The sequence below is a fragment of the Algoriphagus vanfongensis DSM 17529 genome (assembly GCF_000429465.1).
In the GTDB taxonomy this organism is placed as follows: Bacteria; Bacteroidota; Bacteroidia; order Cytophagales; family Cyclobacteriaceae; genus Algoriphagus; species Algoriphagus vanfongensis.
The window spans coordinates 1-23531 of record NZ_AUBX01000001.1 but is presented as its reverse complement, the minus strand read 5'-3'; the positions used below and the strand labels follow the sequence as shown (position 1 = coordinate 23531).

At 37.7% G+C, this 23531-nt stretch carries 20 protein-coding genes; 9 read left to right on the top strand and 11 right to left on the bottom strand.

Going from position 1 to position 23531, the window contains the following annotated elements:
* Window positions 1-7 precede the first annotated feature (7 nt).
* Window positions 8-1396, bottom strand: coding sequence for a sigma-54-dependent transcriptional regulator (locus G460_RS0100095; protein ID WP_026953479.1), 1389 nt, complete (start codon window positions 1394-1396; stop codon window positions 8-10).
* Between the two features lie 380 nt (window positions 1397-1776).
* Between G460_RS0100095 and G460_RS0100090 the strand changes: the two genes are divergently transcribed.
* From G460_RS0100090 to G460_RS0100075, 4 genes are all read left to right on the top strand, one after another.
* Window positions 1777-2952 (top strand): sensor histidine kinase, encoded by a 1176-nt coding sequence (locus G460_RS0100090; RefSeq protein ID WP_026953478.1) that lies wholly within the window; start codon window positions 1777-1779, stop codon window positions 2950-2952.
* Between the two features lie 202 nt (window positions 2953-3154).
* Entirely contained in the window at window positions 3155-3316 is a 162-nt protein-coding gene (locus tag G460_RS0100085) for a hypothetical protein (RefSeq protein WP_157366817.1), read from the top strand.
* 34 nt (window positions 3317-3350) lie between these two features.
* A complete protein-coding gene (locus G460_RS21030; protein ID WP_051315831.1) occupies window positions 3351-3854 on the top strand; it encodes a CinA family protein in 504 nt (167 codons plus the stop codon).
* 597 nt (window positions 3855-4451) lie between these two features.
* Window positions 4452-4661 carry a dodecin family protein gene (locus tag G460_RS0100075; protein WP_026953476.1) on the top strand — a complete coding sequence of 70 codons (210 nt, stop codon included), beginning with the start codon at window positions 4452-4454 and terminating at the stop codon, window positions 4659-4661.
* A 637-nt stretch (window positions 4662-5298) separates the two neighbouring features.
* Here the strand turns inward: G460_RS0100075 and G460_RS21025 are convergent.
* From G460_RS21025 to G460_RS0100055, 4 genes are all read right to left on the bottom strand, one after another.
* Window positions 5299-6969 (bottom strand): thiamine pyrophosphate-binding protein, encoded by a 1671-nt coding sequence (locus G460_RS21025; RefSeq protein WP_051315830.1) that lies wholly within the window; start codon window positions 6967-6969, stop codon window positions 5299-5301.
* A gap of 274 nt (window positions 6970-7243) precedes the next feature.
* Window positions 7244-7618 (bottom strand): SPW repeat domain-containing protein, encoded by a 375-nt coding sequence (locus G460_RS21020; protein ID WP_051315829.1) that lies wholly within the window; start codon window positions 7616-7618, stop codon window positions 7244-7246.
* Window positions 7619-8398: 780 nt separating this feature from the next.
* Window positions 8399-8893, bottom strand: coding sequence for a PRC-barrel domain-containing protein (locus G460_RS22470; RefSeq protein ID WP_051315828.1), 495 nt, complete (start codon window positions 8891-8893; stop codon window positions 8399-8401).
* 329 nt (window positions 8894-9222) lie between these two features.
* A complete protein-coding gene (locus G460_RS0100055) occupies window positions 9223-10500 on the bottom strand; it encodes a PQQ-dependent sugar dehydrogenase (protein ID WP_035463631.1) in 1278 nt (425 codons plus the stop codon).
* A 248-nt stretch (window positions 10501-10748) separates the two neighbouring features.
* Between G460_RS0100055 and G460_RS0100050 the strand changes: the two genes are divergently transcribed.
* A complete protein-coding gene (locus G460_RS0100050; protein WP_157366816.1) occupies window positions 10749-10886 on the top strand; it encodes a hypothetical protein in 138 nt (45 codons plus the stop codon).
* Between the two features lie 185 nt (window positions 10887-11071).
* Window positions 11072-12193 carry a mechanosensitive ion channel family protein gene (locus G460_RS0100045; RefSeq protein WP_035463629.1) on the top strand — a complete coding sequence of 374 codons (1122 nt, stop codon included), beginning with the start codon at window positions 11072-11074 and terminating at the stop codon, window positions 12191-12193.
* Here G460_RS0100045 and ligD read toward each other — a convergent pair.
* Window positions 12190-14610, bottom strand: coding sequence for a DNA ligase D (gene ligD / locus G460_RS0100040; protein WP_026953472.1), 2421 nt, complete (start codon window positions 14608-14610; stop codon window positions 12190-12192). The two genes, G460_RS0100045 and ligD, sit on opposite strands and share 4 nt — an antisense overlap.
* Window positions 14610-15380, bottom strand: a complete 771-nt coding sequence (ku, locus tag G460_RS0100035; RefSeq protein ID WP_026953471.1) for a non-homologous end joining protein Ku — start codon at window positions 15378-15380, stop codon at window positions 14610-14612. Before ku ends, ligD begins: the two co-directional genes overlap by 1 nt.
* A gap of 526 nt (window positions 15381-15906) precedes the next feature.
* Here ku and G460_RS23530 point away from each other — a divergent pair.
* Together G460_RS23530 and G460_RS0100030 are read left to right on the top strand one after the other, a co-directional pair.
* Window positions 15907-16233, top strand: coding sequence for a four-helix bundle copper-binding protein (locus G460_RS23530; protein ID WP_483756950.1), 327 nt, complete (start codon window positions 15907-15909; stop codon window positions 16231-16233).
* Window positions 16234-17079: 846 nt separating this feature from the next.
* On the top strand, window positions 17080-18021 hold the full coding sequence (locus tag G460_RS0100030; RefSeq protein WP_026953470.1) for a succinylglutamate desuccinylase/aspartoacylase family protein: 942 nt from the start codon (window positions 17080-17082) through the stop codon (window positions 18019-18021).
* A gap of 58 nt (window positions 18022-18079) precedes the next feature.
* Here G460_RS0100030 and G460_RS0100025 read toward each other — a convergent pair whose 3' ends face one another.
* The 4 genes from G460_RS0100025 to G460_RS0100010 form a co-directional block, all read right to left on the bottom strand.
* Window positions 18080-19123: a glutathione synthetase gene (locus tag G460_RS0100025; RefSeq protein ID WP_026953469.1), complete on the bottom strand. Its 1044-nt coding sequence runs from the start codon at window positions 19121-19123 to the stop codon at window positions 18080-18082.
* A gap of 14 nt (window positions 19124-19137) precedes the next feature.
* Window positions 19138-20970, bottom strand: coding sequence for a peptidase MATCAP family protein (locus tag G460_RS0100020; protein WP_026953468.1), 1833 nt, complete (start codon window positions 20968-20970; stop codon window positions 19138-19140).
* Between the two features lie 91 nt (window positions 20971-21061).
* Complete coding sequence (locus G460_RS0100015) at window positions 21062-21250, bottom strand: hypothetical protein (protein WP_026953467.1); 189 nt, start codon at window positions 21248-21250, stop codon at window positions 21062-21064.
* A gap of 453 nt (window positions 21251-21703) precedes the next feature.
* A complete protein-coding gene (locus G460_RS0100010) occupies window positions 21704-22594 on the bottom strand; it encodes a diacylglycerol/lipid kinase family protein (RefSeq protein ID WP_026953466.1) in 891 nt (296 codons plus the stop codon).
* A gap of 59 nt (window positions 22595-22653) precedes the next feature.
* Here G460_RS0100010 and surE point away from each other — a divergent pair, with 59 nt between their 5' ends.
* Window positions 22654-23385 carry a 5'/3'-nucleotidase SurE gene (gene surE, locus G460_RS0100005; RefSeq protein WP_026953465.1) on the top strand — a complete coding sequence of 244 codons (732 nt, stop codon included), beginning with the start codon at window positions 22654-22656 and terminating at the stop codon, window positions 23383-23385.
* Window positions 23386-23531: the final 146 nt, after the last annotated feature.

The following is a 23531-nucleotide window of genomic DNA, read 5'->3' as shown; positions in this document are numbered from 1 at the left end:
AGCTGTATTATTGGATATTCATCTGTTTGAGTTTCATGTAGAGAGTCTTACGATGAATATCCAGTAGTTTAGCTGCTTTTGTTTTATTATACTGAACTTTCTCAAGTACCTCTAAAATTCTTTGTGATTCGGCTTCCATGACTGTTGCTTTTAAAGCAGTATCGTCTTCTTTTGACACAGTGGTTTGTTCAGTCTGAGTTAATGAGAATTTGTTTTTAAGGTCCCGTTCATGAAAAAAGTTTTTTATCCTCTGTGGAAGAGCTGTACACTGTAGGTTGTTATTTTCATCAATGAAAAGACACAATCTTCTAATAACGTTTCTCATTTCTCTAATATTACCAGGCCATTCATACTCCATTAGAAAAGCAGATATTTCCTCGTTTAGAGCAGGCTTATCTATTTTTAATTCAATTGCTGTTTGTTCTAAGAAAAAATCAACAAAATACGGTAAATCTTGTTTTCTGTCTCTTAGGGGGGGGATTTCCAATGTGTATTCACACAATCTGAAATACAGATCTTCTCTGAAAGTAGTTGCTGTGGATTTTTCCTGTAAATCCTCATTTGTAGCAACGATTATTCTAATGTCAATAGGTATTACTTTGGATCCACCGATTTTTCGAATCACTTTTTCCTGTAATGCTCTCAATAGAGCAGTTTGTATATCCAAAGATAGATTGGCAATTTCGTCCAGGAATAGTGTCCCTCCATCCGCTTGCTCAAAAAAACCGGTCTTTTGTGAAATTGCGCCGGTAAATGCCCCCTTTTCGTGGCCAAAAAATTCACTGGCGGCTATTTCTTTGGATAGGCATCCGCAATCGACTGCTACAAATGGCCCTTCTTTTCTATTACTGTGATGATGAATGTGTCTGGCGAAAGACTCTTTTCCCGTCCCAGTTTCTCCATGAATGATCACGGAATAGTCGGTCTGGGCTACACGCTCAGCTTGCCTCATCAAAGCCTTTACTTTAGGACAATGAGCAGACATCAGGTTTGAATTTGAGCCTACCTTATTTTGTTTACGGGAAATAGGACTTGTTTCTGATAGTGAAGCTTCAACCATTGCTTCTAGTAATTCATCCGGATTTAGAGGCTTTGAGATAAAATTATTTGCTCCTCGTCTGATCATAGATACTGCATTTTTTAAATTTACTTCCTTGCCCATGAATATCATTCTAGTTCCAGGAGTACATTTCTGTAGTTCGTCAAACAGTTTTTCACTGGTCATATCGGGTAGATTGTAATCAGCTATAACTAAATCGAACTTAGTCCTCCCGAACATTTCCAGAGCCATTTTGCCTTGAGTTGTAGTTTCGACTTCATAGTGCTTTTTTATCAAAAATTTGGACAATAGATTGCAATTTGAGATCTGATTGTCCACTACAAGTACATTTTTCATAGGGTGTCTTTTTTGTGGTAGTAGTAGTTATTGGATAAAGCTATCTATTTGAAGTACTTGATCTGTTACAAAAAATATACAGTTTGTTACATAATTCTACTGTGATGACCGCCGGCCATCGCATAAAAGTTCGGTTTTAGGTCATTGATCTGGAAGGTTGTTTGCTTCGTATATAAAAGACGCCACCCCACCCAAACAGTTTGGAGGTTGGAGAGTTATAAAGAGATCTAAAAATGTTTCATGTAATCAGCTACTCCTTTAACCATAGCTTTTGCCCAATTACTTCTCAGCTATTGGTATTGCAGGAGTACTTATCATGAAATCGTCTGCATTACGGACATGAAGTTGAAAGAATATTTAGGATTAAATGTTAATAGGGTATGTTGGAAAATAGTAAAGCCAGTTCCTCTTTAATCTATGGTAACAGAATTTTTCAACAAGTAGAGCTTGTTTCTAACATAGGCTGTTCAACTTATGAGTTCAAATCTGGAAAATGGAATTTCTCAGTTAATTTGATTCGAATGTTCGGGTATGAGCCCTCGGAAGTAACTGCCTCAAAAGAATTGTTTTTGTTTCATTTCACTGGAGAAAATAAAGAGGCAGCAAGTAGATTGTTGGATCATACTAACGACAACAATAATTCAGAGGAAGTTAAGCTAGAGGTAAAAATCAGGAAAAATGAGTTGAGATTTATCACCATGAGCAGGAGAGTGATTGAGAAGGGGAGTTGCTTGCTAATAACCTTTCATGACATCACTGATGAAACTAAAATTATCAGAGATCTAGAGAAGAAAACCAAAGACTTATTACAAAAAAACCTCGAATTGGATTCATTCAACCATATAGCAAGTCATGATCTTAGGGAACCTATTAGGAAAATACAGACATTGCTCTCTATGGTGCTTCGGTATCCGGAATTAAATCTTCCAGGTGAGGTTAAGGGTTATTTTACAAGAATTAATCGTACAGCTGACCGGATGAAATCACTGATTTTGGATCTATTGGAGTTTTCAAGGACTTCTAAAGAAAAGAGGGTTTTTAAGAAATGTAACTTAGAGGAAATCATTAGCAATGTGGTGGAAGACTTTGATTTTAATATTAATGACTCAAATACAACTGTTTTAGTAGATGATCTGCCAAGTGCTATGATCATACCAAGTCAATTTGAACAGCTTTTTACCAACTTGCTTGATAATGCGCTAAAATACAGGGATCTGCAAAGGGATTTACTTATTCATATTAGAAAGGAGGATATTACAGAGATGGATCTGACCATGTTTCCGCTTTCTGATAAGACTTCTCTCGTCAAGATTTCTGTAACAGATAATGGAGTTGGTTTTGATGGAGAGTTTAGTGATTCTATTTTTTTGCCATTTAATAGATTGCATGATAAGCAGCGCTTTCCTGGCTCTGGAGTTGGCTTAGCGATTTGCAAAAAAATCATGGAACATCACGGGGGAATGATTTACGCCGAAGGGGCGGTTGGAAAGGGAGCAAGGTTTACTATCCTATTCCCTGTCCTCCAAGAAAAAGTAGTAGATGGATGGGGATTCTAAAATTTTAGAACATCAAAATGAAATTATGTAAGTCTTAGGATGCTAGTGGTTTTTAAATTTGGGTTGTATTTATTATTCGACACCTCATAAAGCATTCAGCTAGTCTTTATGAAAAAAAAGCAAGATTAAGCTTTGTGAATTCTCAACAGGAGAAATAACTGGTTGCTCAATGAAGAGCGGATTGACAAAACCAATAATAGCTATGGCAGAAACAAAAAAAACAGGTTCGCAAAAGAAGGATGATAAGGAAAACCTTAAAGTCACCCCTCTTGGAACAAATCGAAATAGGAAAAACATACCTGATTCAGAGCCCCAGGAAGAGTTCATTCAACAAAAGTCAACAAAGTCAACTACTAAAAATTGATACGCTTTTCTAGGATCTAAATTCAAATGTAGAGATGGAGATTTTTAATGATGAAAATACGCTATATGCTTTGGAAAGAATTTGCGAGCATTGTTTAGAAAATCATTATAAAATAGCAGTAGCCGAAAGTGTGACTTCTGGCTTTGTACAACTGATGCTGAGTACGTGCTCTAATGCTGGGTTGTTTTTTGCGGGGGGGGCCAGTGTTTATTCCTGCGAGCAAAAGTTTAAACAGTTGGGGATTTCATATGACGCTTGTATTGAAACTAACGGAGTTTCTAAGAGTATATCTGAAGAAATGGCTTTCCAAATTTGTAAGAAATTTAGTAGTGATATTGGTCTAAGTATTACGGGATTTGCTTCTCCCATCCCCGAAAAAGGAATAGAAAAACTCTTTGCTTATGCATCTCTTTGCTTTAAGGGGAAAATTATTTTTTCTGAATACTTAATTCCCCAGGCTAATAGTCAATTGGGAATTCAACAGGAGTATGCCTCAAGATTAATTTGCTTATCCGAAAAATCCATCTTACGGTTTTAAACATTAGGAGCTTTTAGCTGCTCCAACATCAACTCTGATAATATTATTGCTAATGGCAATCGAAATGGTGTCCTCCCAATAGCTGTAAGGAGATTCTTATTTTCTATTATTTTTTTTTGAAATGTATCCGACCAACAAAATGAAAACAAGTCCCATTATGATTACTCCAATTATAACTTCAATGCCCATTTTAGTAATTTTTTGATATATAGGTATAAATCCAAATTACATGCCATTCCTTGGTTATCGGTGTGTTGATGTTTATAATAAAAGATTTGAAATACATTGAGGTGGTAAACTAATTTAATGAGCTGTCAAGAAGTTTGTTAATTCTAGGTTTAATAAATTTTTGCGCTAGAAATGATCAAAATGGTATGTTAATCATAAGCTTTTGAGTGTGCATGAAGGCTGTAATTAGAATTTTTATAATGGTGACTATTGCTAGGTGGTTACTTAGTTGTTACATTGCGTTACACGATTGTGACAGGATTTGTTTTGTTTTGTAGGTTTACATGTGCAACTGGCTGGTTTTCATCTTTGGCATGTAGTTGGTAAATACAAATGTAGTATTATACTAAATCACTAAAATTTATTCTTATGTCAATAGTGAAAGTAATTGAGCTTATTTCTATTTCCGAAGAGAGTATTGAAGATGCTATTCATAAGGCAGTTCAAGAGGCTTCAAAAACACTGATGAATATTGATTCTGTCAATGTGAGTAATATCAAAGCTCATGTTAATGATCAGGGTATAACGTCTTATGGGGTAAACTGCAAAGTGTCTTTCAGACTAGAGGGAAAAACTTAATTTAGAAAAAACTACTACAATTTGAAACTGGGGAAGTGACGTTGAGAATGAATTCAAGATTGCTTGAAAATATGCTTGGTTATGAAATTAAGTACAAGTAAAGTGAAATTGATAAGTACTCATTGAATCTTCCCCTTTTATTTTTCTCTTTTCAACAAAACTTTTTATATGTAGAAGGTTTTATCGTTCGATTAAGAGTGTCTTCAATTTTTCAGTTATATTAGTTACGAAGTTCTTTTTAAGAGGCGGGGCAATGTCTATTACATAATCAGTGATTTAAGTTAATTGAGTATATTTTTACCTCAGCGTTCTTCATAGTTTATGGATAATTCTTTGCGTTTTATAACGCTATTGTTGTATGTGAAAATAATTTTGGGATGCTCTATTCGTATTCAATTTAAATATTCCCTCTGATTTTAATCTTTTTCTTTGATGACTTGTTGGATGTCGAAATGGAGGGTATAGACACATTTGTTTAATGAGCTTTGTCTCTTGCAGATTTTATGAATTGTATTGGGTTAGGTATAGACCATTAAAAAAACGAGTTTATTCTGATAACCCTTATGGACTTTGGCATCTATTGTTCTATAGGGAATTTTTTTTCTAATGTTTTTTTACCCTATCCTTTCTAAAGATATTAGAAAATGTTCTGCAGTAAATGATGTGGAGCAGAAGGGGCTTGATCGGGGTCAATTAATACTTCGATAACAGCAGGCCTATTGGTAACAAGTGCTTTTTTTAAAACAGTTCGTAATTCTGATTTATCACGACAACTATAACCTTCTGCTCCACAGGCTTCAGAAACTTTGGCAAAGTCTATAGGAGTTAGATCCCCTCCGTAAATTTCTGTACCTGAAGCCCTTTGTTCATATACATCTTGACTAAGCTCGTTATTTTTGAATATAATTACTTTAATAGCCAGGTTATAGCGAACAGCGGTAACTATCTCTGCCATGAGCATAGAAAATCCGCCGTCACCTACAAAAGCTACAGTTTGTCTGTTTGGGAAAGCAAGTTTGGCTGCAATGACATAGGGCAAGCCTGGAGCCATTGTGGCCAAATTTCCGGAAACTGCCATTTTTTGATTTTCTTTGATGTTCCAGTGTCGCGCTGTGAAAATTGTATGAGCTCCTGTGTCAATCGATACAATTGCATCAGGCTCCAAAAGTCGGCTTACTTCAGCTACCAAGAATTGGGGGCGAATTAAAACACTTTGACCTTCTTCCACTTCTTTCAGCGAGCGATTCCACTTATCCATCTCCTTTTGAAATTTTTCTAGAAAACTCCTGTCTTTTTTTTCAGAAATTGCAGGAAGTAAAATTTTTAGAGTGGACTTAACATCTCCTACTAATCCTAGCGAGGCTGGATATCGTAATCCTATTCTTTTAGGGTTGTGGTCAATCTGGATAGCGCTTGCAGTTTTTGGATAATAGTCAAGGTATGGCATGTTACTGCCCAATATCAACAAAAGCTCACATTCCTGCATCCATTCTTTAGATGGAAGTGTACCTAAATGGCCTATTCCGCCAGTGCAAAATGGAGATTCATCTGGGATCACAGCCTTGCCTAGTAAGGCTTTGGTCACTGGAGCGCCAATTTTGGCTGCAAGCTCTAGAACTTCTTTTCTGGCGTCTAAAGCGCCCATACCCGCCAGGATTCCTATTTTTTCAGAGTTGTTGATTAATAGCGAAGCTTTTTCCAAATCTTTGTCTGAAGGTATTTGCATTGCGGGAGTAAACTCCATGGTTCTATAAGTTTTTTCACCCTGTTCAGTAGCATTTTCATCATCATGTACTTTCTCTTCCTGATTGTCTTTTGCAAAATTAAGATGGGCGACACCACGAGTATTGAGGGCAGATCTTATAGCAAGATCAACCAATGTTTCTGCTTGTTGGGGGCTTGTGACTTCTTGATCATATACCGTTACCTCTTGCATCAGTGAATGGATATTTATTTCTTGGATATAGTCTGTTCCCTCTAATTCAGAAACTGGAGACCCTGTTATTGCTAATACAGGTACATGATCTTTGTAAGCATCGTAAAGCCCATTCATTAAATGAATAGCTCCTGGGCCTGAAGTAGCCATACAGACCCCAAGCTTTCCTGTATATTTCGCATATCCACTGGCCATCAATGATGCAGATTCCTCATGGCGGACAGTTATAAAACGTATTTTATCTTGGTTTTTTCTCAGAGCTTCCACTATTGGATTAATCCGATCCCCGATTATTCCAAAAATGAATTTGACTTTCCAGTCTATTAACTTTTTAATTAGAATGTCTGCTGTAGTTGAAGTTTGGTTATCCATAGCTATATTTTTTTGTTAGAATAAATGGAGCTTGACCATTTTGCTTACTTAGTAAGAACAATGAGGATTCCATATTCAAGAAAATGGAGTGTTACAAAGAAATTTTATAAGAACTCTGGTTGGGGAACAGAATAAGGTCGTTTCTATGACAGGCATAATTTCTTCAAATCATACAAGTACTTTTTTCTATCTAATTGACTGTGATAAAAAAGTAACACTTCGTAATGTGTCCTGAGCTTCTAACTAATAATTGGAGCAAAAGTACAAGTACGATTCACTCTAATATTTCATTTCCAGCTTCTTTGTACTTTTTTTCCTTAGTCATTCCAGCAATGATCATTATAATTACTCCTAAAATTGATTGTATAAATGGAGGATTTTCTGAAAACTCTCCAAGCCAAGGTGTAACTATAAGGAAAATACCCAAAAGTAAATCTAAGATCAAGTGCGTCTGTAAGCTTATAATCCCAAAGTGTTCATTTCTAAACCTAGTAAGAATACTGTAAGTTATATAGAATAGACCTGAAATCATCGGAACCCAGGAGTCCACCTCCTTCAATTCATATCCAAAAATCCAATGGAATAATATCAAGATTGTGGCTATTACATAGTCTAAGTAGGCGTGTATTCTAGGGCTGATTAATTTCATAAATGCATTATTTATTTTTGGAGATCTATTTTAGATGATATTTTACCCTGCTGAATTACAAAGCTTATATAAACTATGAAAAATTAATGCCTTTTGAGTTGGGTTCTCAAAATCTTAAAGAGTACGGGGCTATTTATCATATAGCCCGAGATAGTTTTGATAAGTCGAAATAAAAGTTGCTCATCGGTTTCTTTACATTTGTGAAGGAATCTGTAGAGGTTTCTTGAAATTTAATTTAGCAGAATGAGATGTATTATATTCATTAGTGGCTGCGCGGAAAGAAAATATTGATCCTTCAAGTTTACAATGGAGTAGTTGATTTTTTCTGCATGTTTTAGACAATCGACAGCCTGAGATGAATTCGAATCAATCAAAAATAGGGTTGAAATGAGCATGAAGTTCCTGGGATAATCATAAGACTTTTTCTTATTTTAGGTTTCTGATTTCAATGGTTAACTTTCTAAATTAAATAAAATCATTGGATATGTTTTGTTCCAAATCGTGGCGTTAGGGTTACACATTTTAAATAGCTGTCGGGATATCCAGATTTGCCTCTTTGTCGTAGTATTATTGGACCGGTAAGTCATTGGCTTGATATTATTTTGACTTAAATTGGGTGAGAAAATTGTGACTAGTTGTTTTCCCTTGTTGATTCCATTATGTCAATAAATTATTGATGAATTATTTTTTCTATAAAAAAAGCTAACCTGCGGAGGTTAGCTTCTTAATTTTAGTTGATTATTTTTTTAATATCGGATCTCCACCTGTTCTGAAATCTGATTATCGATTGCTTCTACGATCTTTCTCTAGAAATCCATCTCCATATGAAGCATCCTTTATTCGATTGGCATTTTCGTGAAAAACTTCCTCTTCAGTGTAGAAAGTCCTATTTTGGTCGTCATATCTTCCATAAAGACTTCTAGGTTCTTGGCTATAGTAACTCCTAAGGGTATGAAGAAATTCAGCTTGGGGTCCCGATGGCCAATCGTCTTCGTCGAATCCGGGGGAGTCTTCCAATGTTTCTTTCGATTCTTTCACGATGATTACATCATCTTGATTTGGATGAAAATCAAACGATTCAAAAGGCATGGCCAAGAGTTTAGATCCTAAATTTAGAAAGCCTTCGTCTACTTTGAGAATGACATAATCGATTTTCTTGGATGAAGTATTGATCATAAGATCTTTGATGGATCCTACGTTTTCGTCTCTAGCTGTTTTTACTTTGCAGTCTACTATTTTTGAGACTCTGTTTTGTGGATTTAATGTGGTGTTCATGGTGTTATTGGTTAGTTGTTAGTTTTATATAGAATATTATTCAAATTGTGTTCCATCAACGCTTGAAAGTGGTTGATGTTTAATGAATGTGAGGATTTTCACATCTGATATATCATTTGTGCTTGGTTCATGTGCTAGCGTTTCATCAAAATAATTGTAAGTATTAGTGTCTTTTGATTTTAGGGATTTATTTCTAATTGTACTATCGAGAAGAACGCCTTGTAGTTAATTTAATGAATAATTATATCGAGTGGTATGTGTTGCTCTAGTTGCGTAATAACTAGCTTTTTTAATCTTAGAAATTTCACGATTTAGAAACCCAGTTTATTTTAGTCGGCCTTTACTTGCCAGAGGATATTTCCGCTGTCATCATTTACAAGTAGTGAACCATCGGGCATGACCGTAACATCTACAGGTCTTCCGTAGACATCGGCTTTTTGTTCATCTGCTATAAATCCGGTCATGAAGTCCTCAGGTTTTCCGGCTGGCTTTCCATTGTTAAACGGGACAAACAGAACTTTGTAACCGGACAGTTCTTTTCTGTTCCAAGAGCCATGTTGGCCCACAAAGGCACCGTTTCTATATTTTTGAGGAAAAGTCTCTCCCATATAAAAGGTTAATCCAAGTGAGGCTGTATGACTACCTACTGGAACATCGGGGATAATTGCCTTTTCCACTTTATCCATTCCTTTTCCCTCCATTCTAGGATCTGTTATCTTTCCAAAGTAGGAATAAGGCCAGCCGTAGAATCCGTCTTTTTGTACACTGGTGATATAATCCGGCACCAGATCATTCCCTAGTGCATCTCGCTCGTTTACCGCAGTCCAGAGTTCACCAGTGACGGGGTTCCATGACATTCCAACTGGATTTCTTAAGCCACTGGCATAGATTATCTCACCCGAACCATCCGGATTAATTTCGAGGATTCCCGCCCGGCGGAATTCTTCCTCCATTCCATGCTCTGCATTGTTGCTGGCAGAACCTACTGAAATGTAAATTTTTGAATTGTCCTCATTCGCAATCAGGTTTCTCGTCCAGTGATTGTTATAACCACCTGCTGGCAGCTCAACGATTTTTTCACCTTCTCCCTCTAATTTTACCTGTCCTGCTTTATAGGGATATTTGTATAGCCCGTCGGTATTGGCTATATAAAACGTATTATTGATGATGAGCATTCCATAGGGCTTATTCAACCCCTCTTTGAAAATTTCGCGGACCTCATATTCCCCGTCTTGATTCTTATCCTGAAAAACAGTAATGCGGTCTGCACTCTTGTTACTGTTACTCTCTACTACAAAAATATCGTTATTGGGACCAATGTATGTGGCTCTGGGATTATCCAAGTCCTTGGCAAATGCCGTCACTGTAAAGCCTTCAGGCACAAGTGGCTTTTTATCCTCTGGCCAACCTATTACATTACTGCGGTTGGTAGTTACCTCTGATGAATAAGGTGAGGGGAGGATCAGTTCACCTATAGCCGTTTGAACAGTATCAGCGCTTTGTATTGAAAGTTTCTCCTTTTCTTCCTTGGATACTCTCTCTTTGCATGAGCATAATAGCGTAACAACTATCGCAAGTAATAAATGTGATTTAGATTGAAGATTCATGATGTTATTGCAGTTAAGTTCTTAACATCAAGTTCAATCCTTAAGCCAAATTCAAGAAATAAACTCTGTGGATTTATATGAGTTGTTTTGCAATCAAGATGGGCTTTTAAGTGAAATCATCATTATTGGATGAGAACAAATATTCCCATTACCGTGGTTTAAGCTACCCAACTTTTGTGCGGTTAGTATGTGATTTAGGCCTGGCAATGTGTGGTTTCCCTGTTGAATGGAAGCTAATACTATTCTGTGTGACGCCGTCAGTACCTATCGGAACAATTTTGGTAGAGAATACCTTAAATGATAAATGGTTGATTCCATTGCTAGCCTACATAGCCTATGGAGCCAAAAACCAGGCTCTGCTGTTTCTAGTGACGTGGAAAGCCTAAACCGACAATGTATACGGGGTGTCTTTTACGGTGTCAATGCGTTACAGAAGAGCTCAAATAGCTTCGGCTATGCTCTTTGTTTTGTGCCTTGATCTCCTGCTAACCCCACTGCCGTATAGTCCCTCATTTAAACGTTGACACGACACTAGCAGTCTCTCTTTTCACAACTAAACCTATTATTTATCATGCAAGATTTACTTACCCAGGAATTTTATGGAAATACAGGTAAAGAATACCTGATTATGCTTGGAGTAATTGTCTTGGGACTTTTACTCGTAAAACTTTTCAAACGCCTCATCTTGAAGCGAATCAGTAAGCTGGTTTCCAAATCATCAACTATCATAGACGATTTCATAGTAGAAAGTATAGGGAATTATGTCCTGCCTGTGGTCTATTTTACCATTATATATGCCGGACTGAAGACACTTGCATGGCCGGATAAAATTCTGTCTATATTGGAAGTAGTGTATGTGGTGATCATCACGTACTATGCGATCCGGCTGGTGTCCAGTATCATACTCATGCTGCTGCAGACTTATATAAGAAGGCAGGAGGGAGGAGAAGAGAAAGTAAAACAGATGGGTGGCGTGATCCTGATTATCAATGTATTGATATGGATTACAGGCCTCATCTTTATGCTGGGAAACCTGGGCTATGATGTGTCCGCAATCATAGCTGGAATGGGAATAGGTGGAATCGCCATTGCTCTGGCGGCACAGAATATCATCGGAGATCTGTTTAACTATTTCGTTATCTTTTTTGACAGACCCTTCGAAGTCGGGGACTTCTTGGTGATAGGGGACAAAAATGGGATAGTTGACAAAATCGGGATCAAAACTACCAGAATTAAGACGCTTTCGGGAGAGCAATTGGTGATGGCAAATAGCGATATGACCAGTTCCCGAATCCATAACTACAAGAAAATGCAGCGCCGTAGGATAGTTTTCTCGGTAGGAGTGACCTATGAAACACCGGTGGATCTGGTAAAAAAGATCCCGAAAATTCTTAAAGATATTGTGCAGTCTGAAAAGCGTGTTGACTTTGACCGGGCGCACTTCAAGGCATTTGGGGATTCTAGCCTTGATTTTGAAATAGTCTATATTATCAATGATGCAGATTTTAACACCTACATTGATATACAGCAGGATTTCAACTTTCAGATCTATCAGAAATTTGACGAGCTGGATATATCCATTGCCTTTCCTACACGGACTTTATATCTGAGAAATGAAAATGGGATGAAGCTTAATTTGAATATGGGTGAAAACAGGGAAGAGAAAGCCTTGAAAAGCACAGATGTGAATTAACTATCTAATTGCTCCAATACCTTTTCTATTCTAATTCCCTTACCTAAAATAGGGCTAAAGAGATCCTTGTGTGTTTTTAGCCGCTCGCGAACCGTAAAAATGGTAAAATCGTTTTTATCCAAGTTTCCATTGACTTCTTTCCAAAGCAAGGGAGTGGAGACAGGAGCTCCTGGCTTTGGCCTCACCGAATAAACAGAGGCTAAAGTCTGACCAGGCCTGTTTTGTAAATAATCCAAATAGATTCTCCCTTTTCTGGCTTTGAGAGAACGCTCCATAGTGGTAAGCTTTGGTAGTTTCTCCTGTATGATTGTACATAGGAGTTTACAAAAGTCACGTCCTTCTTGAAAGAGATATTTGGATTCTAGGGGCACGTAAATATGCAACCCACTGGCTCCTGAAGTTTTACAGTAGCCTTCAATTTTCAACTCCTCGAATAGCTCATGAAATGCCTGGGCAACTTCTACGACTTCTTTGAATTCGTTTTTGTCTGAAGGATCCAGGTCTATCACGATGTAATCCGGCTTGTCCAGAGAATCAGTCCTTGCGTTCCAAGGATTGAGCTCTATGCAGCCAAGGTTTGCCATATAGATCAGAGTAGCCTCATTTTGGCAGAGCATATAATCAATATCCCTTTCACTGGATTCCGAGTAAATGGAAGTGGTTTTGATCCAATCCGGGTATCCATCCGGAGTATCTTTTTGATAAAAGCCATCTTGATCTATTCCGTTTGGGTGGCGGTGGAGATTCTGTGGACGATCTTTGAGATAAGGTAAGATGTATGCTGCGATGTTGAGATAGTAATCTATCAGATCATATTTTGTTATGCCCTCCTTGGACCAAAGCGGTTTTTCCAGATTACTGAGCTGCACTTGAATCCCGTCAAGATCCAGGGAGTTTTCAGGATCACTGTTTTTTAATTCCGGATTGGATGGTGAATCCACACTCAGTGATTGGGGAATTTTATCGTATCTTAGTCCTTTAAAGACGGGCTGTCGGAGTCTTTTCTGTTCAGTCCACTCGGCAAAAGAGACTTCAGCGACCATCACTGGTTTTAGCCATTTGGCCTTTCTGCCTCCAAGGTGTATTTTAGATGGAAATGGGGATTTGGACACTGTGATTTTTTTGAACTGTTGCTCCAGTTTTTTTTGCTCGGCAATGGAAAACCCTGTACCGCAATTACCCACATAAGTAAGTTCTCCGTTGACTTGAAGGCCTAAAATCAGTGAGCCGAAAGGTCTGTTTTCCGAATGGGTATATCCACAGATGATGCATTCCAGACTTTCCTGCGTTTTAAATTTTACCCAATCTTCTGAGCGTAAGCCAGGATAATAGAAAGAATCCATTTTTTTACCCATAATGCCTTCCAAGCCTTTTTCACGCACTTTTTCAAAAAATGCCTTTCCGTTTCCGATGACATGTTCACTGAACTTAACGCCAGGTAGATCATGTACCAATTCTTTCAGCAATTCTTTACGTTCCTGTAATTTCAGGTGCAAAATACTGTGGCCATCCAGAAAAAGCAGATCAAAGACCATATAGGTCAGCTCTCCTTTTGGTTCCTCAGCATAATGCTGTAGCCACTGAAACCGGGAAGTACCGTCTTTATCCAAACTGACCACTTCCCCGTCTAAAATTGCACTATGGGGAAGTTGGGAAAGGCTGGTTACCAAAGCCGGATAGGAGGAAGTATAGTCCACGCCACTACGGGAATAAAGGATGGTACTCTTGGAAGAATGATTGCAGATCATTCGATATCCATCCCATTTGATTTCATACAGCCAATTCTTTGAGCTGGGAAATTTCAGTTCCTTACTGGTGGAGGCCAGCATGGGAGAAACTTGGTTTTTTAAAGAAATTGAATGTGGTTTCTTTTCAGGTTTGGTTTTTAGTTCCTCCAGATGGAGGTTTGCATCATAGTCCAGATCAGTGGCAAACTCATCTTTTTTTTTGATCAAAAGCCATTGTGGCTGCTTATCTTTCAGGTTAGTTTTGACCAGGGCAAAATCCCCACGAAGTTTGCTGCCGTAAAAAGTAAGTTTGAGGTTTCCAGACTTGTACATGGAGGAAGCAGTGTTCTTTTTATCTGAAATAGGGGCGTAGGTTCCGTTATCCCAGATAGTCATTTCACCTGCTCCATAGTTTCCTTTGGGTATACTGCCCTGAAAATCCAGATATTTTAGAGGATGATCCTCTGTTTCCACAGCCAGGCGTTTGTCTTTTGCATTCATTGAGGGACCCTTTGGCACAGCCCAGCTTTTCAATACCCCATCCATTTCCAATCTCAGATCAAAGTGTAAATGGCTGGCATCATGGCGCTGCACTACAAAGCGCAGCTTTCCGATTTCTGAGGCTACTTCTCCGTGAGGCTCACTTGTCCGGGAAAAATCCCGCTTTTTATTGTAGTCTTTGAGGGACATCAGGATGCTTTTTTACGTTTTTCCAAACTGGCCTTGAGTTGGGCCATCAAATCCTTAGCTGCTGTGTTTTCCGGTTCAAACTTCTTCACTTTTGCTTTTTTGCCTTTTGATTTTGCCTTAATCACTTTCATCAGCTGTTCATTGTATTGATCTTTGTATTTACCCAGATCAAATGGCTCCGTATATTGTTCGATGAGTGATTCGGCCATCTCCACTTCTTTTTTGGTTACTTTGGAGGTGGATATTTTCAGCTCGCTTGGATTCCTGACTTCATCTGCAAAACGGATCACGTGAAGTACCAAGGCATTTTTATAGACTCCGATTAGGCACAGGTTTTCTTTCTGCCGCATGACAAAAGTGGCCAATCCCAGTTTTTCGGTCTTTTTAAGAGCATCCCGGAGCAGGTTATAAGCTTTGCCTCCTTCTTTTTGGGGTTCGAGGAAATAGGGCTTTTTGAAAAGCATGTCCGCAACATCGACTTCATTTACGAAGGCTTCAATTTCTACTACCTTGCTTTTTTTTGCATTTGCCAGTTCGAAATCCTCTTCCTCCAGCACGACATATTTGTCATCTATCTTAAAGCCCTTTACAATATCTTTCCATTCTACCTCCTTACCTGAGGTTTCATTGACACGCTGGTAGCGAATTCTGGCATGGTCCTTTGAATCCAACATATCCAAATCGATTCTTCGGGACTCTGATGCGGAATACATTTTTATGGGAATATTGACCAATCCAAAACTTAACGTACCATTCCATATTGATTTCATACTTGGTCTGTTTTGTGAAAGCTAATTGAAATAACCAATACAGATGCCAATTGGTCTCTAACTAACGTGTTCTGTTATTGCTTGGGATTATAATAAATTTGATGATGTGATTGGCTCTCATCAATATCTCGAGAGATGAAGTAGTAGTTCCTAAAAAGTTTCAATGATAAGATGGTTAGAAAAATTTTTCAAGAATATCTTGTCTGCTTTTCTCCCTGTTGAAATTTTTTGAAATAATTTAAATCAAAAATATTGCGAATGGGTCAGCATTACCATTTGGTAATTTCCAATTTGTGGAATAAACGTAACGTTTTGTGTATGGAAAGCAATACAGATAGTTCGTTTTGTTCTTAACGTGATATTCTATTGGCCTTTCCGCAGTAATCAAAAGTTGTCTTATTAAGATGGTTGAGGCACTATTCCATAATAAATTTGTGTTCTAAACATAAATTGGAACTTTATAAAAAAGTTAAATTAGTTATGGTCTCTCATTTGGTAGTTAATTTTAATAAACCCAATAAGAACCATGTCATCGTCAACCCCAATAAAAAGCGATTGCTGTAACGCATTAGAGCAATGTATTAAAGACTGTTTTCAATTGGTCGCTTCCATAAAGGATGTTTCAGGAATGGAAAAAACAATTGAGCTAGTTGAGATTTGCATTGGCGCATGCGCTGATTGTCTCGACGCATGTGAATCAGTCAGGTTGGACAGGGGGCGATTGATGTTTACTTGCGTAGAAGCATGTAAGATTTGTGCTGTAGAATGTGAAAAACACAATTCTCCCGAGAGTATCAAGTGTATGGTGTCGTGTCGGAGATGTGTGGAAGAATTATCACATCAAATGGCATAGGAGTGGAGAATTTGCCAATAGCATAAATAATGGTGCCTCCTTACAACTTCTTCATTCTTCATTTCTAAAGAATTCAGACAGTCGATCATAGGAGGCATCATTATTTAGGTCGTTGGTTTAATTCTCTTTATTTGCGTATTCGTCGTATATCACTCTCTAGATTATCTCATTTTGTAAACTGTCATTACTAAATGGATACTTTAGCAGTTTTTGTTTTCAATTCATGTTTCCAATGTTAAACGCCGAGTGGTTCTTATCCATTTTTAAGTCACTAATTCTAAAGAAAGTATAGGTTTCATGAGGATATGTACTACCCCCTCTTCACCATTCAATATCCCCCTTGTTAGATTCATCACTCAACTCCTGTCAAGTTCTTGCTTATTTATTCGCCGCTTGACAGGCCAAAAGAAAGCTCTACTAACATTTCAGTATAACTGATTTCAAATAGATATGGAAACGTTATCTACTAGGACTAGATCAAAAATCAGTCCCATTCAAATTACCTATTGCGTAGAATTTTGTCAAAGAGGTAGAAAAGGATATGTCATTGGATTGATGATTAACTATGCTCTATATGGTAAACGTTATATTAAGCGATTGTTTGCCCTTGTTTGGCTCTATTAAAATTTTTGAAGCTTAAAATTCAGGATACTCGCGCTTCTATTAACATTGAAAGATCATTGCACAAAATGTAACAAAATGACAACAATGTGATACTTTGTGTTACCCACTATAGCATTGAATTTTTGATGAACAACTCGGGCATTAGCCGAATGAAACAATTCAACAAGAAATTGGTAGTGGGAACGAGTTTTGAATTCTTAGTTGAAAACAAAGCTGAAACTTATGACGAATTATCAAAAAATAGATCCTAGTAGATTGAAAAGAATCATCGGAGAGTACCCAGAAGACCAACTGGATCAAACTTCAGGTCCTTTTTTTCTGGTGAGTGGCGCTGTTCATGGAAATGAACCAAGTGGGGTACTAGCAGTTGAGCGAGTTATTTCAAAGCTCATCAAAGAAAAGCCAAAAATGAAAGGTAAAATTTTAGGAGTTGTCGGTAACTTAACTGCACTCGCTCATAACGTCCGTATGATTGATCAGGATCTCAACCGGGTATGCACCCCTGAGTTAGCAGAGGTATTGAAAAAAGAAGAAAATATTGATTTTCAGGAGGGGATAGAGTTTCATGAACTGGTTTTAATCATCGAGAAATTAGAGAAAGATTCCATTCAGAAAGAAATCTTCTTTATGGATCTACATACTACTTCTTCTGTCACAATCCCTTACGTTAGTGTTAATAAAAAAGAAGCGAATTTTGAATTTGCTAAAGAAATTCCCCTTCCACTTGTAAAAGGGATTGAACAATTTATCCCTGGTCATTTTGACCATTTTCTAACACAGAGGGGGCACATAGGCTTTACAATGGAAGCAGGTCAGCATGATGATTCTAAATCTGTGGATTTTCATGAAGCTGCTATATGGATAGCGTTAATACATACTGGAATGCTGAAAAGAACTGACATAGATTACGATTACTACTATCATTTACTGAAAAAATCTTCACCGATACAGGAAGAATTTGAAGTTATCTATCGACTAGATTTGAAGAGCGATCAAGAGTTCACTATGGAACCTGGATTTGAAAATTTTTCACATGTAAAGCCAGGGCAGCTATTGGCAAAGTTAGATGGAGAGAAAATTATTGCAGATGATGAATTTAGGGTGTTTTTGCCCTTATACCAAAAGCAGGGATCCGATGGTTTTTTCATTGTGAAATCCACATGAATCTTTAGCATGAACGTAAGGAATTTTCTATTTGTAATAAGCTATATTCCAATAGCTATTAAATGTCTAAGGTCGATAAAAATGCGTTAGGGAGGGTTCCTTGATAATGTTTTTGGAAATTTACTTTTCGTTCTATTGCAGCAATGATTTCACCGCAGAAATCTACTCCTTCTAACTTATGCATAGCAACTATTCCTCCGGGACTATCCAAGTTTATTTCCATGATTTTATCACCTACGATATCAATGCCTACTAGAAACATTCCGTCCTGAACCAACTTTGGACCAACAATTTCACAAAGTCTCCTTACATCTTCATTAAATTCTGTATGAAGTGCTTGGCCGCCTGTGTGCAAGTTGCTACGGATATCATTTTCATTAACCCGATTTATTGCAGCATGCTTTCCCTTTACTGTAAGTACTTTTCCATTCATTAATATTACTCTTATATCGCCGTTTTTCGCAGCGGGGAGATATTCTTGGGCAATTACAAATCCATTGCGGTTAATTGTTTCAACGATTTGGTTTAGATTTTTATCGTCATCAACTAAAAATACGTCTTTACCTCCTGATCCTTGAAGTGGTTTTAAGATGATTTTCTTTTTCTCTTGTACATAAAACTCCTTTATCTCATTTGCATCTCTACTGATTATGGTTCTTGGTCTTACCTTTTCTGGAAAATGCTGGAAATACATTTTGTTGAATGAAGTCATCAAAGAATATGGGTCGTTTAGTACAAGTACACCATTTGCCACTGCAATCTGCCCAAAGACCATTCCGGCTGTTTGTGCCCATGCGCGATCGCCAATTTCTTCGCAGGGATCGTTTCTCAGGAAAAGTACATCCAAGTCGTCCGATGTGATGAAAACTTTCTCTGCTTCTGCGCTTTTGATGGCCTCAATATATTTCTGCAGACTGCGAAATTTTCTTTCAGGAGCCTTAACTGCTTTAGCGCCCATTTTGCCATCTTTGAGATAGCATAATTGCCCTATGCCTATAATATATGCTTCATGACCTCTATGAATTGCTGTGGAAGACAGGAGGGTTGTACTATACCCCGCAGTTTCTGTTTCTATTTGATTGACAATAAATCCAATTTTCATAAGTTATGTTGGTTTTAGTTCACTAATTGTGGGAGGTCAAGACCATTTTTTAATTTTTCCAGCCTTTCCTGGGCTATACTTGTTTTCAAAAAAGAGGGGACTAGAGGAGAGGGATGGATGATACCTCTGATTTTTAATTCCCGGATCAAGGGGATGTGTTTAAATCCGATTTTTCCCACATAAAGTGGTTCTAATTCTCCACCTCCTTTTAAATAGTCGAGGAGTTTTATTAGACCTCTTAGATAAATAATATCCTTTGTGCACCCTCCTCCCTGATATGTCCTTGCGGTAATCTGAAAGGAAGTTTCAGGAGGGACATTGTACTCAACTGTGAGCACCCTGTAAGTCTCGGAGAAAGTTTGCCCTTCTATCAAAGCCCTACCTGCAATAACTCTTGCTGCTAATATTCTCAATCTGTTATATGTAAGGCCTCCAACTAAATATTCTGACAAAACAGCCAAGCCTTCCTGTAGTTCATCGTAATCGGCGAAACCACTGCTCATCTGACCAAAGGGTTGCATTTTGCCATTATAGAAAGTTAAAATATGGGTGCTAACTTCGTGATGAACCAAGGCTTGAACCCGGCGTTTTGGAACCTTGAAACTCTCTCCGATATATAACTGGCCTTTAGAAACAAGCATGCCTACAATATCATGTTTCACAGAAACCGTCGCGTTAACTCCAGGATAGAGTTCTTTATACTTTCCGATTTCCATTTGACAAATCTTGGCTAAATCATAGCAGTCAAACCATTCCATATCTTCATAATTATCAGCAGGTAATGACTTTAGCAGATATTTAGCTGTTTCATAGAGATTAATTCCTGGTGAACTGTATAAGCGGATACTGCTGTACATGAAGTTTTTACTTCCTCTTTCTTTTAACATGGTAATTTGCTTTTCCAACTCTTCCCGCTTTTCAGTGTATAGGAAAGCCAATGTAGGATCTTCAATCTCGTGAATCTTAACGCTAAAAAGAGCTTCTTTTAATCGGTCTGGATCAACAGGCAGGTGCCGGTACAGAAATTTAGGATTGATTTGATGTTTCTTTTTAATAAATTCTTCCTTTGCCTCTAGGGTATTGATGGGAGAGATAAGAAGCAGGAACTGGAATTTTTTCTCGATATCTGAAAGTTGTTTATCAACTTCCCAGACAGCCTTATCAATGGAAAAACTCCCCAATTTTTGGTAATTTTCTATATCAAAAGACGTCTGAACCCGCAGAAATTCAAATATGGATTTTCTCAGAACTCCAGAAAATGCACGTTTAAACTCTTTGTAGAGGAGGTAATAGAATTCATTTGTGTTTTCATTCCTAAAAAATGGTGGGATTTCTAATCCTATAAGATATATACCGGACTCTTGGCATTGCTTAAGGGTAAGAAAATCATTGATGTCCTCAGGATGCCTTATTTTTGTCTCTTCCAGTTTAACAGAAAGCGAATAGCTGGCGGCAATGTCTTTTAATCCTTTCTTTAGAGATTTTACAGTATTCGGAGCCTTGTCTTTTGGAGCTTTAATAACAAAGTTTTTGCTTTCAGCTTTACCCATCCAGACTTCCATCACCATTACGCTTCGATATTCGGATGATATTTTTTTGGCGAATTCCTTGACCAGAATAGCGGCGTCGCTGTTGTAATCGGTATTTCTGTCGGTGATGAGATAGGAACTCTCGCTAGCTACCAATGTGGTGATAGGGGATGATTCTTTGGCTTTGTACCTATAAACCAATAAAAATGGAAGCCTACGTTCGATTTTGAAGCGGGTTTTTTTTCCCAAACGCATTTTTAGACTTTCCCCTGTCTCCAAGGCCTTCAAGATGGCTTTCTTTGTGGTTTTATTGATCATTTTTCTTTGTCTTCTACTTCTTTAAAATGGCTATCGGTATTATTTTCTCTAACCCAAAGGCCATATTGTCCTGATCATTTTATTCGATTCCTCATATATCCGATTCTTCTTCTCTAAAATCTAGTTTTTCCTTGATGAGTTGAATTTGATCCACATCTTCATTGCTGTTTCTTAGATTAGGCTCATTGGGGCTTATTGAATCAAAATTCTCAATCGACTCTTGCGTATCTACTATCGATTTTCCTATGAGGTCAGCTCGCTTAATTTTTTGAATAGTCATCTTGTTGTGGTTTTTATTTACTATGTGTAGGCAATCTAAATGCCATTGGCACGTGCTATTAATTTTGTTTGACTATTCTTGCTGAAAGGTTTGTTTAAAAAAGATAAGCTATGCGGTTGTTCAATATGTTCTAGGGAAATTTCTTATCAACGACAGAGAGTATTAATATGCATGACTGGAGCAGTGAATGTTAAAGTTTTGAAGCAATCCATAGATGTTCAAATGGCTTAATACATTCAGTTTTTATAAACTGCTAATGATATCATGTTCTCCTACGGAATTGATATATGTGTTCCTACAAGAATTGCAAGCATAATAGGTAGCTTACTACTACCCCTTGATTAGTGTCTGTGTCACGTAAACTAGAAGTTAGAAAGTGAGTGATTTTTCATTTGACCTTTTTAAATGCTTGTTAATGTGGTTGAATTCGTTATCCGTATTTTACTCGACTAGCTAGTTTTTGAGGATTTTGAGTCGTAGTTGAGTAAGACTTATCTTGATCTGATGAGTCACTCCTTTTAACTCCTTGTAATTGTGCAGTGTGTCATCGACATGGAATGGCTGTGATGATTGGATTTTTATGATTTTGGCCTTTACTGTCTTGAAAGGGCTGGGAAAACGTTCTTTTTTTTGATCCTGGAGATATTTTCGCAATTCAGCTTTTTGACTTTTATCCACCAACATTACATCCAAGTATAGATCACTGTGATCTGCATCTGGTGCTAGAATAAGTTTTGGTCCCAAGCGTTTAATATTCAGTATTTCAACCCACAGGTATTTGCCAGATTTATCCTTACCGTCCAATTCTATTTTGTATTCGTTTTCCGCGATTTCATCGGGAAGTTTTATAAGATTGTTTATCCCGAAATCTACTTTGGAAAAGGATTCATCTAGGTTTTTATCATTCCGGGCTTTTTGTAAAAGCAGTTCAGTAAATAATCCCCAACCGATACCTTCTATAAACAAACCTTCTTTGTTGGAGTACTCATATTTTCCAATAGTTAACTTTTGGAAGTTCTGTTGTTTAAAATTTTTGACAAGGCTTTTGTATTCAGAAGTTGTACTAAGACTTCCGGCGATATTATTGGCAGTACCCCAGGGTAAAATTACTATTGGGATGTCAGTGGTTCGAAGTGCAGGGAGAATAGTCTCTACTGTGCCATCTCCTCCTGCGATGATGATCAGATCAAAAATAAGATTTAGTGCCTTTTCAAATCCAGCTTCTTTAATATTCTGTGAGATCACACAAGCGCCCTGCATTTCCAAGGATGTAGTTACTTTTTCTAATGGGAAATCTTCATCGCCCGCCGAAGGATTGTAAAATAAGATAATCTTCATTTTCATATGTAATAAAAGTCCTGCGTGCTATTTGCATACAAAAAGGGTGACTAAACGATAGAACTATGAAGATTTTGATTACTAATGATGACGGGGTTTATAGCCCAGGTATTTTGGAATTGGCAGAAGTAGCGTCAGAATTTGGCGATGTTAGAATTGTGGCTCCAGACGTGGAGCAATCATCCATGGGGCATGCTGTAACTGCAACTCGACCACTTTCCTATAAGAAAACTCATATCGGAGATTTTGATGCATACCGTGTAAATGGCACTCCTGCGGATTGTGTTTCTTTGGGGAGTTTTCACTGGGAAAAAGTTGATGTTGTATTGTCCGGTATCAATCTCGGACCAAACCTTGGGAATTCGATGTGGCACTCTGGAACCTTGGCAGGCGCCAAGCAAGCTGCATTATTGGGAATCAAAGGAATAGCTTTTAGTACGCCGACCCAATCAGGAGAATATGATTTTTCTAAAATGAGACCATATATATGGAAAGCTATAGACTATCTGATCTCTGAGAAGGGACCTAAATTGGTCAATGTAAATTTGCCGTATGAACCCAAAGGTATCGTATGGACAAGGCAGTCTGTCCGGCAATATGACGGCTTGGTCAAGCCTTCCGAAGATCCTATGGGGAGAAAACATTTTTGGTTTACAGTGGTTCCTCTCGAAAATCCGGAAGAGGGAACTGACCGCTATGCGATTAGAAATAATTTGGTATCTATGACACCCCTCAGACTTGATCTGACTGATGAAGAACAATTGAAAAAATTAAAGGGTATGGATCTCTTTAACTGAGATGGAGTTATAATTAATTGGTAGTCTTGTGGATAAGATTCCTCATGTGTGGGGAAGTTTCTACAGGGGTAATTGACAGAAAAGAAGAGAAACATTATGGGGAGATGAAAGCGCGATGAACTTTCATCTCCATTTGGATGGAAGAT

Coding starts and splice junctions, on each gene's coding strand:
- G460_RS0100095 (WP_026953479.1), bottom strand. CDS start 1,396: ATGAAAAATGTACTTGTAGTGGACAATCAGATCTCAAATTGCAATCTA.
- G460_RS0100090 (WP_026953478.1), top strand. CDS start 1,777: ATGTTGGAAAATAGTAAAGCCAGTTCCTCTTTAATCTATGGTAACAGA.
- G460_RS0100085 (WP_157366817.1), top strand. CDS start 3,155: ATGGCAGAAACAAAAAAAACAGGTTCGCAAAAGAAGGATGATAAGGAA.
- G460_RS21030 (WP_051315831.1), top strand. CDS start 3,351: ATGGAGATTTTTAATGATGAAAATACGCTATATGCTTTGGAAAGAATT.
- G460_RS0100075 (WP_026953476.1), top strand. CDS start 4,452: ATGTCAATAGTGAAAGTAATTGAGCTTATTTCTATTTCCGAAGAGAGT.
- G460_RS21025 (WP_051315830.1), bottom strand. CDS start 6,969: ATGGATAACCAAACTTCAACTACAGCAGACATTCTAATTAAAAAGTTA.
- G460_RS21020 (WP_051315829.1), bottom strand. CDS start 7,618: ATGAAATTAATCAGCCCTAGAATACACGCCTACTTAGACTATGTAATA.
- G460_RS22470 (WP_051315828.1), bottom strand. CDS start 8,893: ATGAACACCACATTAAATCCACAAAACAGAGTCTCAAAAATAGTAGAC.
- G460_RS0100055 (WP_035463631.1), bottom strand. CDS start 10,500: ATGAATCTTCAATCTAAATCACATTTATTACTTGCGATAGTTGTTACG.
- G460_RS0100045 (WP_035463629.1), top strand. CDS start 11,072: ATGCAAGATTTACTTACCCAGGAATTTTATGGAAATACAGGTAAAGAA.
- ligD (WP_026953472.1), bottom strand. CDS start 14,610: ATGTCCCTCAAAGACTACAATAAAAAGCGGGATTTTTCCCGGACAAGT.
- ku (WP_026953471.1), bottom strand. CDS start 15,380: ATGAAATCAATATGGAATGGTACGTTAAGTTTTGGATTGGTCAATATT.
- G460_RS23530 (WP_483756950.1), top strand. CDS start 15,907: ATGTCATCGTCAACCCCAATAAAAAGCGATTGCTGTAACGCATTAGAG.
- G460_RS0100030 (WP_026953470.1), top strand. CDS start 17,080: ATGACGAATTATCAAAAAATAGATCCTAGTAGATTGAAAAGAATCATC.
- G460_RS0100025 (WP_026953469.1), bottom strand. CDS start 19,123: ATGAAAATTGGATTTATTGTCAATCAAATAGAAACAGAAACTGCGGGG.
- G460_RS0100020 (WP_026953468.1), bottom strand. CDS start 20,970: ATGATCAATAAAACCACAAAGAAAGCCATCTTGAAGGCCTTGGAGACA.
- G460_RS0100015 (WP_026953467.1), bottom strand. CDS start 21,250: ATGACTATTCAAAAAATTAAGCGAGCTGACCTCATAGGAAAATCGATA.
- G460_RS0100010 (WP_026953466.1), bottom strand. CDS start 22,594: ATGAAAATGAAGATTATCTTATTTTACAATCCTTCGGCGGGCGATGAA.
- surE (WP_026953465.1), top strand. CDS start 22,654: ATGAAGATTTTGATTACTAATGATGACGGGGTTTATAGCCCAGGTATT.